The organism is Bacillus cereus group sp. MYBK79-1, from assembly GCF_051915365.1.
GTDB lineage: Bacteria > Bacillota > Bacilli > Bacillales > Bacillaceae_G > Bacillus_A.
On the sequence record NZ_JBQAEO010000013.1, the window covers coordinates 71,822 to 87,814 of the forward strand.

Here is a 15,993-nt window from a genome sequence, read left to right on the forward strand (position 1 = left end):
TATGTAGATAACCTTTCTACATTTCCTGTTTTATTTATATATTTTATAAAGATGAGGATACTATTATGGAGAAACTCTTAAAGTTTGGTTTAGTAGGAATCTTTAATACGCTCATTACAATTATTAGCTTTTGGATATTATTAAAATTTGGGATGAACTACCTTATTGCGAATACCATTGCCTATTTAATTGGTGTTGCCAATAGCTACTATTGGAACAAGAATTGGGTGTTTAAACCTAATAATAAAAGCACGTCAATGTTCTTTAAATTTCTAACTGTAAATTTAATTGTATTGGCTTTTAATACATTATGTTTATTTATATTAGTAGATAAACTTACCTTTAATGCATTAATTGCACAAATCTTTGCAATTGGTGTCGGAATGGTTATAAATTTTGTTCTTAATAAAATTTGGACATTCAACCAAACTGAAAAGGCTACTAATTAAACTTGAATAACTTATTAAAACTACGGAGGATACAACATGCAAAAATTAATTTCGGTTGTAGTTCCTATGTACTTCGAGGAAGAAGTAGCACAGGAATGTTATAACCGTCTAAAGTCCGTTATGCTTCAAAATAATATTAACTATGAATTTGTCTTTGTAAACGACGGTAGCACAGACCGTACAATGGAGATTTTGTCTGAGATTGCAGCAAATGATTACCGAACAAAAATCGTTAATTTCGCACGTAACTTTGGACATCAAGTTGCCGTTACAGCTGGTATTGCTGCTGCAAAAGGTGATGCTATTGTAATTATCGATGCAGACTTACAAGATCCACCTGAAGTTATTCCTGAACTTATTGCAAAATGGGAAGAAGGATATGAAGTTGTTTATGCAAAACGTAAACAACGTAAAGGTGAAACTTGGTTTAAACTTTTAACAGCTAAATATTTCTATAAATTCTTAAACTACATGTCTGATATCGATATCCCAAAAGATACTGGTGATTTCCGAATCATCGACCGTAAAGTAGCTGATGTTTTCAATCAAATGACTGAGCGCAATCGCTTCATCCGCGGTATGATGTCTTGGGTTGGCTTCCGCCAAACTTATGTTGAATATGAACGCGATGAGCGCTTTGCTGGTGAAACAAAATATCCATTAAAGAAAATGATTAAATTTGCATCTGATGGCATTATTGCATTTTCAACAAAGCCATTACGTATCGTTATGTCTATAGGTTTATTATCAGTTCTCATTTCAATAATTGTCTTACTATATACAATTACTGTAAAAATTATTGGCACTGGTACGCAAACAGGTTGGGCGTCTATTATGGTCGCTATTACATTCTTTAGCGGCATTCAGTTACTTGGTCTTGGAATCGTCGGCCAATATATTGCTCGTATTTATGACGAAAGTAAGAACCGTCCGATTTATATCGTAAAAGAGACAATCAATATTGAGCAAGAAGAGACTACACAAACAAAAGAAACAGTGAATGCATAATAAAAAAGGTAACAATGAGAACTATCATTGTTACCTTTTTATATTGTAATAGCCCATGAGCCTCAAACGAAATTCTTTTAAAGTTGGATATGCTTCTAAATTAAACAACATCCCTTGGATAACTGGAATTCTTGGATTTTGCATTCTCATTTCTGCCTCCAAGACATCTAATGTAACAAGCAATTCCTCATCTTCAAGTTGATCAGCTAATGTGCGTTTAAAAACAATAATTTCCTTTAAAAAATGTTCCTTCACCTGCTCTTTAATAAGCTCTGATTTACAAAGGAACTCCCCAAGCTTTTCTTCATGTAACACGGGTTCTTCTGAGGATTCTACCAATCCATCTACTAAATCATCCACCCTTTTCAAAATAAAAGCAGAGACATAAGATAAATCAATTTCTGGAGCCTGTAGAATAATTAATTCTAAATATCCGCGGTAGATCCCTTCTACCATAATTACTAAATCTAATAAATATGGCATAACCTTTTCACCATAAATGGACAATAAACTATTCCGATAAAATGCGTGGGACTCCAATTTCATCCGCATCATAAATTCTTCCACATCTTTATTAAAAGGAATAGCATTTTCCCGTGCATGCATAATAATAAATTCTTTATGCTTTTGTATATCGTTAAACTGACAATGCAATTGCTTTGTGAATTTTTCACGCGGCAATAACGATTCTTTTTCAATATCCATCATTTTATTTTGAATCTTGTCATAATAATATCGAAGTGTCGCCAATAAAAGCTCGTCTTTCGATTTAAAATATAAATAGAAAGCTCCCTTAGATATACCGCAAGCTGTCACAATTTCCTGCACTGATGTCGCATTTACACCCTTATTCGCAAATAACTTCATAGCCAACTCTATAATTAAGCGCTCTTTTTCTTTCATATTGTCTCTCCTAAATTTAATCTCGCATCTTACCATAAATATATCTCGCTATTTACAGATAATAAATTATTCACTGATTAAAGTTTCGCTTTTATTATACCATCTCTTTTCATTGACTACTGACCAATCAGTCAGTTATATTATGTATTAGACTGACCAGTTGGTCAATACAATACAAAGGGAGCGCAAACATGAACAAAATCATTAATTTCTCGTTAAAAAATAAGTTCGCGGTTTGGCTACTAACCATTATCGTTACCATTGCAGGTATTTATTCTGGGCTGAACATGAAGCTGGAAACAATTCCTGATATTACAACACCAATTGTAACAGTAACTACGGTTTATCCTGGTGCTACACCGGAAGAAGTAGCTGATAAAGTTTCAAAACCGATGGAAGAGCAACTACAAAATTTAAGTGGTGTAAATGTTGTTAGTTCATCATCTTTTCAAAACGCATCTTCTATTCAGGTAGAATATGATTTTGATAAAAATATGGAAAAGGCCGAAACCGAAATTAAAGAAGCTCTCGCAAATGTGAAAATGCCAGAAGGCGTAAAGGATCCGAAAGTTTCACGTGTAAACTTCAATGCCTTTCCTGTTATTTCGTTAAGCGTAGCAAGTAAAAATGAATCTTTAGCTACCTTAACTGAAAATGTAGAAAAAAATGTTGTTCCAGGATTAAAAGGACTTGATGGGGTCGCATCTGTTCAAATTTCAGGTCAACAAGTAGATGAAGTACAACTTGTCTTCAAGAAAGATAAGATGAAAGAATTAGGTTTAAGTGAAGATACTGTAAAAAATGTAATTAAAGGATCGGACGTATCTTTACCACTTGGCTTATATACATTTAAAGACACGGAAAAATCAGTTGTTGTAGATGGAAATATTACGACAATGAAAGCATTAAAAGAATTAAAGATTCCGGCTATACCTTCATCACCGAGCGGTCAAGGTAATCAAAATGCTGGTGCTGGTGCACAAATGCCGCAAATGAACCCAGCTGCTATGAACGGGATTCCGACAGTTACATTAGACGAAATTGCTGACATTAAAGAAGTCGGAAAAGCAGAATCTATTTCCCGTACAAATGGAAAAGAAGCAATTGGAATTCAAATTGTAAAAGCTGCTGATGCGAATACAGTTGATGTTGTAAATGCAGTTAAGGATAAAGTAAAAGAACTTGAGAAAAAATATAAAGACTTAGAGATTATTTCAACATTCGACCAAGGTGCACCTATTGAGAAATCAGTAGAAACTATGCTGAGCAAAGCTATTTTCGGTGCTATCTTTGCGATTGTTATTATTATGCTGTTCCTACGAAATATCCGAACAACATTAATCTCTGTCGTTTCCATACCACTTTCTTTATTAATAGCTGTATTAGTCATAAAACAAATGGATATTACACTTAACATTATGACACTCGGAGCAATGACAGTCGCTATCGGGCGCGTTGTGGATGATTCCATTGTTGTTATTGAAAATATTTACCGACGAATGTCGTTATCAGAAGAGAAACTGCGCGGGAAAGATTTAATTCGTGAAGCTACGAAGGAAATGTTCATCCCAATTATGTCTTCTACCATTGTAACAATTGCTGTATTTTTACCGCTTGGACTAGTAAAAGGTATGATTGGTGAAATGTTCTTACCATTCGCCTTAACTATTGTCTTCGCTTTATTAGCATCGTTACTAGTAGCAGTTACAATCGTACCAATGCTAGCTCACTCTTTATTTAAGAAAGAGAGCATGAGGGAAAAAGAAGTACATCATGAAGAAAAACCAAGTAAATTAGCAAATGGATATAAACGTATACTTGCATGGGCTTTAAATCATAAAATCATTACATCAAGTATCGCTGTCCTTCTATTAGTTGGTAGTCTTGCACTTGTGCCAGTTATCGGTGTAAGCTTCTTACCATCTGAAGAAGAAAAAATGATCATTACAACGTACAACCCTGAACCAGGTCAAACGTTAGAAGACGTTGAAAAAATTGCAACGAAAGCTGAGAAGCACTTCCAAGATAATAAAGACGTGAAAACAATTCAGTTCTCATTAGGCGGAGAAAATCCAATGAGTCCTGGTCAATCAAATCAAGCAATGTTCTTCGTGCAATATGATAACGATACGAAAAACTTCGAAAAAGAGAAAGAACAAGTCGTAAAAGATTTACAGAAGATGTCTGGAAAAGGCGAATGGAAAAACCAAGATTTCGGAGCGAGTGGCGGTAGTAATGAAATTAAACTATACGTTTACGGAGATAGCTCAGAAGACATTAAACCTGTCGTAAAAGATATTCAAAATATCATGAAGAAAAATAAAGACTTAAAAGATATAGACTCTAGTATTGCAAAAACATATGCAGAGTACACTTTAGTCGCAGATCAGGAAAAACTAAGTAAGATGGGTCTAACGGCTGCACAAATTGGGATGGGACTTTCTAATCCACACGATCGCCCTGTTCTCACAACAATAAAAAAAGACGGTAAAGATGTCAATGTATATGTAGAAGCTGAAAAACAAAATTATGAAACTATAGATGACTTAACCAATCGAAAACTTACAACACCACTTGGTAACGAAGTGGCTGTGAAAGATGTGATGACTGTAAAAGAAGGAGAAACTTCAAATACAGTGAAACACCGCGATGGCCGTGTTTATGCAGAAGTAAGTGCAAAACTAACATCTGATGATGTTTCAAAAGCATCTGCCGCGGTTCAAAAAGAAGTAGATAAAATGGATCTTCCTTCTGGCGTAGATGTTTCTATGGGCGGCGTTACAAAAGATATTGAAGAATCATTCAAGCAACTTGGCTTAGCGATGTTAGCTGCGATTGCCATTGTATACTTCGTTCTTGTCGTTACATTTGGCGGTGCCCTTGCACCATTCGCAATTTTATTCTCGCTACCATTCACAATTATTGGGGCTCTTGTTGCCTTATTAATCTCTGGTGAGACATTAAGTGTATCTGCAATGATTGGTGCGCTTATGTTAATCGGTATCGTTGTAACAAACGCAATCGTGCTTATTGACCGCGTTATTCATAAAGAAAATGAAGGTCTATCAACACGTGAAGCTTTATTAGAAGCTGGTGTAACACGCCTTCGCCCGATTTTAATGACTGCAATTGCAACAATCGGGGCTCTTATCCCGCTTGCATTAGGATTTGAAGGTAGCGGCTTAATTTCTAAAGGGCTTGGTGTAACAGTAATTGGTGGATTAACAAGTTCAACGTTATTAACACTTCTTATTGTTCCAATCGTTTATGAAGTATTAAGCAAATTTAAAAAGAAACAAGCAAAATAACAAAAAAATAACCTCGCTAACTGCGAGGTTATTTTTTATTTCCGAATAAGATTAGGAAATCACCATAGCCTTCTTTCTCTAATTCCTCTTTTGGAATAAATCGAAGGGCTGCGGAGTTAATACAATAACGAAGACCCTCTGGTCCTGGACCGTCTGGAAATACGTGCCCAAGATGTGAATCTCCTTCCTTACTTCTCACCTCTGTACGCGTCATATTATGACTCACATCCATTTTTTCTTTCACACTAGCTGACATAACTGGCTTCGTAAAACTAGGCCATCCACAACCGCTATCAAACTTATCTAAAGAAGTAAATAACGGTTCTCCTGAAACGATGTCTACATAAAGTCCTTCTTCTTTATGATTCCAATACTCATTTCGAAATGGTGGTTCTGTACCATTTTCCTGCGTTACATAAAACTGCATCTCATTTAGTTTTTCTTTTAAATGAGTATTATCTTTTGGCCAATGTTGCTTAATAAAAGCATCTCGTCCCGAGCCTTTACGGTATAGCTCGTAGCGGAATGTATTTTTCTTATGATATCCTTGGTGATAGTCTTCAGCCGGATAAAACGTAGCTGCTGGCAATATTTTTGTCGCAATTGGCTTTGAAAAGCGTCCACTCTTTGCAAGTTCTTCTTTTGAAGCATCTGCTTTTTTATGTTGTTCTTCATTATGATAAAAAATCACTGTTTCGTAAGACTGTCCGCGGTCGTGGAATTGCCCACCTACATCAGTCGGATCAATTTGTCTCCAATATATATTTAATAACTCCTCATACGGCATTTTATTTGCATCAAATGTAATTTGTACTGCCTCATAATGTCCCGTCGTTTCTGAACATACTTCTTTATATGTTGGACTCTCTTTATGACCACCTGTATAGCCAGAAACAACCTCTATAATTCCTTCCATCTCTTCAAATGGTGAAACCATACACCAGAAGCACCCTCCAGCAAATGTAGCTAACTCTACCTTTTCATTTACAGCCATTCTTTCACCCCTATTCTATGTTCTTCTTACAGTATGGCATAAGGAACGTCATGTTATAAAAGAAAAAGCATCGAACATCGATGCTTTTTCTTTACTTCACTTTATTTTTTTGGCGTCATTCTCCATTTCATCACTTGTCACATCTAAGACATCTAATAAGAAAATGAAGATTGGAATACCGATAATTAACCCCCATACACCTAAGAAGTGTTCTGAGAAGATTAATACCATAAATGTATAGAAGATCGGTAAGTTTGTTTTTTGCGACATAAACTTCGGATTTAACACGTAACTTTCAAGTGCGTGAATCACTGTTACGATAACTAAAATATACACAACGTACATAATACCGCCGATATTGTAAGCAATCATACAAAGCGGGAATAACGAAATGATAACCCCAGCTACTGGAATTAAACCGAGTAAGAAGATCATTAACGCTAAACCTAATAATTGCGGGAATCCTAATATCCATAGTGCAATAACGGATAAAACACAGTTAACAACTGCAATTAAAAATTGTGCTTCGATTACTTTTCCGAATGAACGTGCAAATTTCTTACCGAAGTACTCAATTTCAGTATAGAAAATTGCAAGTCGGCTTTCTTTAAATTTTGCAGTAAAAGCAACGATACGAGCTTTTTCCAATAAGAAAAATAAACTTAAAATTAAAGAAAGTAACACTTGAAGGCCAAATTTCCCAACATTCGTAATCGATTTATACAAAATGTCAACGCCTTGTCCTACATACTTCGACAGTTCCATATGATTGACAGCATTCACTGCATACTTAATTAATTCACTATCTGGTGGGTTTCTTAAAAATACATTAAATTGATAAATCAATTGTGAAATTTGTATCGTTAATACTGGTAAATATTTAAATAGCGTAATAGCAATTCCACCAATTAACATTACATATAGAAATGCTATAATAATTTTCCTATTAATGGGCATAAAATGATCTAATTTACGAGAAATAAACTTTTGGAATCGATCCATTAAATACGTGAGAATAAACGTAATTAAAATTAGATTCAACATACTTTGCAGCCCGTATAACACGAGAGCAAGTATTACTAATACGAGAAACCTCTGAAATCCTTTGCTTTGAAACAGGTTTTTTATTTGCATAATCGACGAGTACTCTCTCCTGTCCTATAAAGTAAAACGTTAATAAGTAGATTTTTTCTCTCTTCTCTACCTTTACTTATTCATTCATATAAAGATTTTTATAAGCTTATTATAGATCTCCCTTAGCAGATCCTATAGTAGCTTACTTCTTATTTTACAATACAATGACCTAATTCAAAACGTATTCTACACAGTATTAATGAAGATTTAAGGAAACTTACATTTTATTAAGATAGGTCTTACCACTACTGTAACATAAAAAGCAAGCTATCAGTAGAAATCCGCCCTACAAATAGCTTGCTTTTCTCATTTTTTTAAGTAAGTTTTACTAGCCAATGAATGGCATAAACATCGGTATGACAACTACAGTTACAACTCCCACTACTGTTACAGCAATACTTGCCATAGCAGCCTCTACTTCACCCATTTCAATTCCTACTGCCACTCCTAATGCGTGACCTGCTGTTCCAAGTGCTAAACCTTTTGCAATTGGATGTTTTACTCTAAATGTTTTTAAGAATAATGCTCCTAATGCGTATACAATAACTGCATTAAAAATAACTGCAAACGATGTAATTGCTGGTATACCACCAATACTTTCAGAGATTGGTAACGCAATTGCTGTTGTTGCTGCTTGTGGTAACATTGAATTCATTACTGCTGTATCTAGACCAATTGCTTTTGCAACAATGAACACGACAATGACTGAGCAAATAGATCCAACTACGATAGCCGATAAAATTTGCCACCAATATTTTTTTAACTTATCAACTTGTTTATATAATGGAATTGCAAACGCGATTGTTGCTGGTTCTAGGAAGAAACTAATCATTTTCCCACCAGTATTATACTCTTCGAAAGTAAAATTACCTACCTTTAGAAAGACAATTCCTAATACCATCGCTACGAATAATGGTGTGAATAAGAAGAATCCTTTTGAATGCTTAAATAATAATGTTCCGATTCCGTATGCGATTAATGAAACGACAATTCCGAAATATGGAGTCATTGTGCTTGCCATGTTCATTCCCTCCTAACAATATATACGCTAAATTGGTTACGCAACTTTTCCGTGCTTGCGTCCTTTATTTACTACTTTCAATTCTTTTGTATCTTCTGTTTGTTTGTCTTCTTTTCCTAAAATGAATTGTGCAAATAGCCCTGTTACAGCGAGTAAAATAATTGTTGCGACAACAATTACAGTTAGAATTTGTACAAAATATTGTCCCATTACACCGAGAGAATTAATAACTGAAATACCTGATGGAACGAAAAGGAATCCGATAATACCTGTTAAAGCCGTTCCGAGTGATTCAACTTGTTCCAATTTAATAATTTTCAAACATAATAAGCTAAATAAAATGACTAATCCGATCACCGATGAAGGCATCGGAATTGGTAAATGCGTTGCAATAATATTAGAAACTAACATAATAGCTGAAAATATGAATGCTTGTGATAAGAAACTATATACTTTTTTCGTACTCATTTTGGCCACCTCTTTCGATTTGGTACCTTTATTGTATAAGATACAAACAAAACTGTAAGCGTTTGCAAAATAGAACGTCAAATATACAAAATTAGTTACAAAAATAGGCAGATGAAATACAAAAAGCTACTTCTTAAATACGAAGTAGCTTTTTGAGTTCTTTTGCATATGTACGGCTAACAGGTACTTTTGATCCTTCTCTCATAAATAAATTATATGTAGAATTGAACCATGGTTGTATTTCCGTAATATGATTAATATTTGCAATAAAACTACGATGGACACGCATAAAACTTGCTTGCGGCAACTTCTTTTCCAAAATGACAAGTGTATCATGTGTTATATATGTTTCTCTCATCGTTTTTACTGTCACTTTTCCGTCCACAAGTCCTACATATATAATATCTTCAATATTCACAAGTACAATCGATTCTTCAATTGGTAATGCTAATTTATGCATCTCAGTCGTTACGTCTACACTCTTTACTTCCTGTTTTGTTTCTAATTTAATTTGTTTTTGCTTTTTATATTTCTTTAATGTCTGTACGATACGTTCTTCATCAAATGGCTTTAAAATATAGTCTAACGCATCTACTTCAAATGCTTGGAGTGCGTATTGATCGTAGGCAGTCGCAAACACAATTGCAGGCGGATTTTTCATCTTCTTTAATATATTTGCGATTTCAAATCCGTTATCATCAGATAACTGAATGTCTAGGAAAACAATATCTGGTTTGTTTTTCATTAGCTCTTCTAATGCATCCTCTACACAATCAGCCTCACCAACTATCTCTACTTCTTTCGTTTGCTCTAATAAATATTTTAATTCATCACGCGCTAACATTTCATCATCAACTACTAATATTTTTAACACTCCGTTTTTCCTCCCCTATTTTTTTCGGGATTACAAAGAGGATCTTCGTCCCTTGCTCTAATTCACTTTCAATTTGAAGCATTGTCTCTTTCCCAAATAACCCGATAAGTCGTTCATTAATATTATATAAAGCTGTTCCAGTCCCTTTCTTTGATGGGACTACCATTTTTCCTAATTGTCCTAGACGTTCACTCTCAATTCCTTGTCCATTATCTTGCACTTCAAAATGCACCATCCCCTCCTTTTCAAACACATGTACCTCAACTTCGCACACTGGTTGCTTTTTCGGAAAAGCATGGCGCAATGCATTTTCAACTAATAGCTGAAGTACAAATGGTGGAACTAAGGTCGTCTTTAACTCTTCCTCAATGTACATCTTCACTTCATACTTATTCGGAAACCTCGCTTGTTCTAACGATAAATATGCATGTACATGATTTAACTCTTGTTCTAATGGAATAAGCAATTGGCGTGCCCCTTGTAAATTACAACGAAAATAAACGCTAAGCTGCAATAATAATTTTCTCGCTTTTTCTACATCTGTTCGGCATAAAGCTGATACGGTATTAATTGCATTAAATAAAAAGTGCGGGTTAATTTGTGCTTGTAATGCCTTTATCTCTGCATCTTGTAATAATTTGCTTTGCAACTCAGCTTCACCTAATTCAAGCTGCGTGGAAAATATTTTTGCTAATCCTTCTGCTAGTTCCTCTTCAACACGACTTAACTGGTTAGGGTTCTTGAAATACAGTTTTAATGTCCCTATCGTATTTTCATGTGAAGTTAATGGAATAACAATAGCTGCTTGCAGAGGACAGCCTTCATGTTGGCAATTAATAACCTCACGTGATTTCGCTTTCATTATTTTCCCTGTATGTAAAACCTTTTTCGATAAACCTGTTATTAAACTGTGTGAAGGAATATGATGATCTGATGCTAATCCAACGTGAGCTAATATTTTCTCTGTATCTGTTAAGGATACCGCATCCGTTCCCGTAAAACGGTGAATAATTTGTGCCACATGTTTACAAGACTCTTCTGTTAATCCTTTGCGGAAATATGGCAATGTTTTGTCAGCAATTCGTAATACTTTATGCGTTTGCAAAGCTTTCGCATTTTCTTCCTGGCGTAAAATAGCTTGTATCATAGAAAGTAAAATAAAACTTCCAAAACTATTTACAAGGATCATTGGTATCGCAATTGTTTTCACGATGCTAATTCCATCCTCTACAATTAATAGGATCATAATCATTTCTAAAGAAACGATAAACACACTTAAAACCGCTGAAAATTTAGGCGTAATTGCACGATTATATTTTTTGAAAATGTATCCAATATACCCCGTTATAACACCTGCTAAAATTGACGAGATTGCACAACTTAGCGCTGTCGTCCCGCCAAGCATATAACGGTGAATACCAGCAATCGATCCTACTCCAATTCCGACGATAGGACCACCAAGCAATCCACTAATTCCAACACCCATAATACGTGTATTGGCAATTGTACTAGATGACGAAACACCTTGTAGCCAATTTTCATTCATAATTGTATTCCCTGCAATTTCAATTCCCGTGTAATTGCTAACAATTGTAAACACTGAAAAAATACAAATAAGCTTAAGTTTATCTACATACCCATCTTGTCTATGAAGAAGGCGCCTGAACGTTTTAATATGAGAAAGTAAAAATCCTAAAATAACAATAAGTCCGACACGTTCAATCATCATAAGTACTAAATTTAGCATCTGTGATTCATTCCTTTTTATATGAGTTAGTTTTATTATGGAAAAATAATGAAGTAGACGTCAAGAAGAATGAAATAACTTTTGAAATCTATTATGTGTCCCAGAGACGAAAGATAAAGTATTAGAATAGATTGAAACTGTATCCTTCAAGAAAAGTAGTTGGATAAATAGGAAAGAGGAAGTATCTCAAATGAGATGCTTCCTCTTCTTATATAAATATAATTATTTATTTTGATTTGCTAGCTTTTTGGAACAAGAAGGAAGTTTTCTCTTCTTCTTTTACAACACCTTGTTGTAATGCTAATTCCCCTGCAACTTTTGGCGCTAGCCATAGCATTGGGAATAACAGAATGGATACCGGGACAGCTGTTACTACGATGAATGATTGCAGCGCATTAATACTTCCCTCACCCATGTATAAAAGAATCGCTGCAACTGCGCCCATAATAAGCGACCAAAACACTCGCAAGCTAATTCTAGGATCTCCATCTCCAGTCACTGCCATTGAAATCGAATAAGCCATTGAATCTCCTGTTGTCACTACAAATAAAATTGTTAATAAAAGAAATGCAGGTCCAATAATATTAGATAGTGGCAGTTGCTCTGTAATTGCAATCATAGCCGCTGGCATACCAGATTCACTTAATGCGGTCGAGATAGAACCAGGATTCATTAACTCATAAAACACACCTGATCCCCCTAGTATAGTAAACCAAAACGTTGTAATAATAGGTGCAATAATTCCAATTGCAACGATGATTTCTCGGATTGTTCTTCCTCTTGAAATACGGCTCACTAAAATTGCCATCATCGGTCCGTATCCGATAAACCATCCCCAGAAAAAGATTGTCCATGATCCTAACCAAGTTGTATCACCACGATATGTGCTCATTGGAATAAATTCATTTATATAAAATCCAAATGAAGAAACAAATGAATCAATAATAAATCCACCTGGTCCAAACAGTAATACGAATGCCATTAATAAAACTGCTAACCTAACATTTAAATTACTTATAATTTGAATCCCTTTATCAATTCCCGTTACCGCAGATATAGTAGAAACAGCTACTACACAAACAATAATGGCTAATTGAGTTGTAAACACATCAGGAATGTCAAACAATGCTTGTAATCCATAACTTGCTTGTAGTCCTAAAAATCCGATCGGACCAATCGTCCCTGCAGCTACCGCAATAATGGCAAATACGTCGATCATTGTTCCAAGCCAACTCTTTCGCAATTTCTCCCCAAAAATAGGATATAAAAGCGTTCGAGGTTTTAACGGCATACCTTTATGATAATGTCCGTACATCATAACTACCGCACTAATTGTACCTAAAATCGTCCAAGCCAGGAAACCCCAGTGCATATAACTTTGTGCTAAAGCAGGCATGACTGCTTCTTTCGTTCCAGCAGTTATACCTTCATGTATTGGTGGCACCGTCATCAAGTGGTACATCGGCTCTGCGGCTGCCCAAAAAACGCCACCTCCGGCAAGTAATGTAGACATAATAATAGCGAGCCATTTTGTCGTACTAATCTCAGGTTTTTCTAGCCCCCCAAGTTTAACTCTCCCATATTTCGAAAACGCCATACACATTGCAACAACAAATGTACCAATTAATAAAACCTGCCAAAAGGCACCAAAATATTTAATTGAAGCTGCAAAACTGCTATTAATGACTCCCTCTACGTAACTTTTATTTAAAATAACTGCAATTACAAATAATAAAAGTGAGCCACCACTAATAAGAAATACAGGCCAATCCGTTTTTCGACTCTTCATTCTCATTTACACTTCCTCCTTCCTCAGCAATCTAAAAAAACAACTTTATTATGTTTTATTTTTTACATCCAAAACACAATGATTATATAAGCATAATAATTCATCAATTTTCTACACACTTATGTTGTCCCTAAAAATATGCTAAATCCCTTATTTAAAAGAAAATTTCTATTCCTATTACATAAAAAAGCAAAATAAAAGACCTTATATTTCTATAAGGTCTTCGAAACAGAAATTTGATTATAACATAAGGAACTCCTTGGTTCAAAAAGCCCCTTCCAAAAATAACCGAGCGTAAAGGCTTCCATTTGCTACATAACAGTAATTAAAAAAAATTATATTTTTACAGAAAATGCCCTGCACTACAAACTATTTATGAAAGAAATTCGGCTTCAAAATTTCATTCGGATACGGTTTATGATAAATATGAGTGGTAGCTGGCGACAACGGTGGAATGAGCCACACCCAATTGCCCGTTACAACACGACCACATGATGCTTCTTGCTTCTCAAATTGTTGAAATTGTTGTGCAGCTGTATGGTGATCCACAATACTAACTCCTTGTTTTTTAAAGGAATGTAATACAGCAATATTCAACTCAATTAGTGCCTTGTCTTTCCATAACGTACCGTTTCTCGATATATCTAACTCCATAATCTCCGCAACAGCCGGCAGTAAATTATAACGATCATGATCCGCTAAGTTACGCGCCCCAATCTCTGTCCCCATATACCATCCATTGAACGGAGCGGCTGTATAGGAAATACCGCCAATTTCTAAGCGCATATCTGAAATCATTGGAACCCCATACCATTTTACTCCTAAAGATGAGATTGGGTACTCTGGATGTTCAATGGGTACCTCTTTCACTTCTTTTTTAGGAATTTCTTTATATACAGGTTCTTTTCCATCGACAGAAAAAACAAGTGGCAATACATCGAAATTCGTACCTTCTCCTTGCCACCCAAGTTCCTGACAAAAATCCGTAAATGCAGCAGAATGAGAGTCACCAATCACTCCCATTTCTGTTTTATATCCTGCATATCGAATCAATTGGTGATTATAAATTCGTATATTATTTTCTTCACCTTGATATTGCTTAAAAATTGTAATTGTCGGTTTAACTTTCCCATCGTTCGTTGCATATTTAATATGATGAATTAATGCATTATATACGCCTTCCTCATCCTTTACTTCACGTGCATCTAATATGTGCATCTTACTCCAAAATAGTCTTCCGATACATCGATTACTATTACGCCATGCCATGCGCGATCCATGAACGAGTTCTTCAAATGTATGCTCATACGTCCCCGTCTTCTCTATCTCAACTTGAATTTCTTTCACACGCTCTTCTATGAATTGCTCTTTATTAAGCTCTTTATAGCAAATCGTAATAAACTGACTCGCTTCCTCTATTAATTGTTCCGTTTTACTCATAAACGATCTCCTTCTATTTCAACAAAACGTTCTACTTTACAGTATAAGCAAAAAGAATACGAGTCACAAATGAAAGTCGAAGTGTTACTTTTATTGTAATATTTTTCAGAAAATTAAAGACATTACTATTGACTTACATAAAAAATAGGTGTATTTTTGACTCAGGTAAATTATTTTTACCTAGACCAACTTTTAAAAAGAAAGGAGGTAATGTTATGTCTTCATTTCAATTGCCAAAGCTTTCATATGACTACGATGAACTAGAGCCATATATCGATAGCAACACGCTTTCCATTCATCATGGAAAACATCATGCGACATACGTAAATAACTTGAATGCCGCTTTAGAAAACTATACGGAATTACATAATAAGTCTTTAGAAGAGTTACTATGTAATTTAGACGTTTTACCAAAGGAAATTGTTACAGCTGTAAGAAATAACGGTGGTGGTCACTATTGTCATAGTCTTTTTTGGGAAGTAATGAGCCCGCGAGGTGGCGGTGAGCCTAATGGAGACGTTGCAAAAGTAATTGATTATTATTTCAATACCTTTGACAACTTAAAAGATCAACTTTCCAAAGCAGCTATTAGTCGTTTTGGAAGTGGCTATGGATGGCTTGTTATGGACGGTGAGGAACTTTCCGTTATGAGTACACCCAATCAAGATACACCTTTGCAAGAAGGTAAAATTCCATTACTCGTTATCGATGTATGGGAACACGCCTATTATTTAAAGTATCAAAATCGGCGTCCAGAATTTGTTACCAATTGGTGGCATACAGTGAACTGGGACCGGGTAAACGAAAAATATTTACAAGCAATTCAATCACAAAAACATTAGTCGTGCGTATAAGGTA

13 protein-coding genes are annotated in these 15,993 nt (G+C 35.1%); 4 read left to right on the top strand and 9 right to left on the bottom strand.

Annotation, left to right across the window (positions count from 1 at the left end):
* Positions 1-65 precede the first annotated feature (65 nt).
* Positions 66-449 (top strand): GtrA family protein, encoded by a 384-nt coding sequence (locus tag ACTFOB_RS19440; protein ID WP_000413281.1) that lies wholly within the window; start codon positions 66-68, stop codon positions 447-449.
* Positions 450-485: 36 nt separating this feature from the next.
* A complete protein-coding gene (locus tag ACTFOB_RS19445) occupies positions 486-1,457 on the top strand; it encodes a glycosyltransferase family 2 protein (protein ID WP_440027439.1) in 972 nt (323 codons plus the stop codon).
* Between the two features lie 30 nt (positions 1,458-1,487).
* Here ACTFOB_RS19445 and ACTFOB_RS19450 read toward each other — a convergent pair whose 3' ends face one another.
* The gene (locus tag ACTFOB_RS19450; RefSeq protein ID WP_440027437.1) at positions 1,488-2,360 is read right to left on the bottom strand and encodes a TetR/AcrR family transcriptional regulator; all 873 of its coding nucleotides are present in this window, start codon (positions 2,358-2,360) and stop codon (positions 1,488-1,490) included.
* Positions 2,361-2,551: 191 nt separating this feature from the next.
* Here ACTFOB_RS19450 and ACTFOB_RS19455 point away from each other — a divergent pair, with 191 nt between their 5' ends.
* On the top strand, positions 2,552-5,668 hold the full coding sequence (locus ACTFOB_RS19455; RefSeq protein WP_440027436.1) for an efflux RND transporter permease subunit: 3,117 nt from the start codon (positions 2,552-2,554) through the stop codon (positions 5,666-5,668).
* Positions 5,669-5,696: 28 nt separating this feature from the next.
* On the opposite strand, the gene msrB is transcribed toward ACTFOB_RS19455, so the two are convergent.
* The 8 genes from msrB to ACTFOB_RS19495 all read right to left on the bottom strand — a co-directional run bounded on the left by msrB (position 5,697) and on the right by ACTFOB_RS19495 (position 15,135).
* Positions 5,697-6,662, bottom strand: coding sequence for a peptide-methionine (R)-S-oxide reductase MsrB (gene msrB / locus ACTFOB_RS19460; protein ID WP_440027433.1), 966 nt, complete (start codon positions 6,660-6,662; stop codon positions 5,697-5,699).
* 96 nt (positions 6,663-6,758) lie between these two features.
* Positions 6,759-7,796 (bottom strand): AI-2E family transporter, encoded by a 1,038-nt coding sequence (locus tag ACTFOB_RS19465; RefSeq protein ID WP_440027431.1) that lies wholly within the window; start codon positions 7,794-7,796, stop codon positions 6,759-6,761.
* Between the two features lie 328 nt (positions 7,797-8,124).
* Positions 8,125-8,817 carry an antiholin-like protein LrgB gene (gene lrgB, locus ACTFOB_RS19470; RefSeq protein ID WP_000168869.1) on the bottom strand — a complete coding sequence of 231 codons (693 nt, stop codon included), beginning with the start codon at positions 8,815-8,817 and terminating at the stop codon, positions 8,125-8,127.
* 36 nt (positions 8,818-8,853) lie between these two features.
* Positions 8,854-9,285 (bottom strand): antiholin-like murein hydrolase modulator LrgA, encoded by a 432-nt coding sequence (lrgA, locus tag ACTFOB_RS19475; protein WP_151630102.1) that lies wholly within the window; start codon positions 9,283-9,285, stop codon positions 8,854-8,856.
* Positions 9,286-9,418: 133 nt separating this feature from the next.
* On the bottom strand, positions 9,419-10,159 hold the full coding sequence (locus ACTFOB_RS19480; RefSeq protein ID WP_440027428.1) for a LytR/AlgR family response regulator transcription factor: 741 nt from the start codon (positions 10,157-10,159) through the stop codon (positions 9,419-9,421).
* On the bottom strand, positions 10,137-11,906 hold the full coding sequence (gene lytS, locus ACTFOB_RS19485) for a two-component system sensor histidine kinase LytS (protein ID WP_440027426.1): 1,770 nt from the start codon (positions 11,904-11,906) through the stop codon (positions 10,137-10,139). Before lytS ends, ACTFOB_RS19480 begins: the two co-directional genes overlap by 23 nt.
* Positions 11,907-12,132: 226 nt before the next feature.
* Positions 12,133-13,701, bottom strand: coding sequence for a BCCT family transporter (locus tag ACTFOB_RS19490; RefSeq protein ID WP_440027424.1), 1,569 nt, complete (start codon positions 13,699-13,701; stop codon positions 12,133-12,135).
* A gap of 363 nt (positions 13,702-14,064) precedes the next feature.
* Positions 14,065-15,135 carry a nitric oxide synthase oxygenase gene (locus ACTFOB_RS19495; protein ID WP_440027422.1) on the bottom strand — a complete coding sequence of 357 codons (1,071 nt, stop codon included), beginning with the start codon at positions 15,133-15,135 and terminating at the stop codon, positions 14,065-14,067.
* A 215-nt stretch (positions 15,136-15,350) separates the two neighbouring features.
* Between ACTFOB_RS19495 and sodA the strand changes: the two genes are divergently transcribed.
* Positions 15,351-15,977 (top strand): superoxide dismutase, encoded by a 627-nt coding sequence (gene sodA, locus ACTFOB_RS19500; protein WP_242240662.1) that lies wholly within the window; start codon positions 15,351-15,353, stop codon positions 15,975-15,977.
* Positions 15,978-15,993 lie beyond the last annotated feature (16 nt).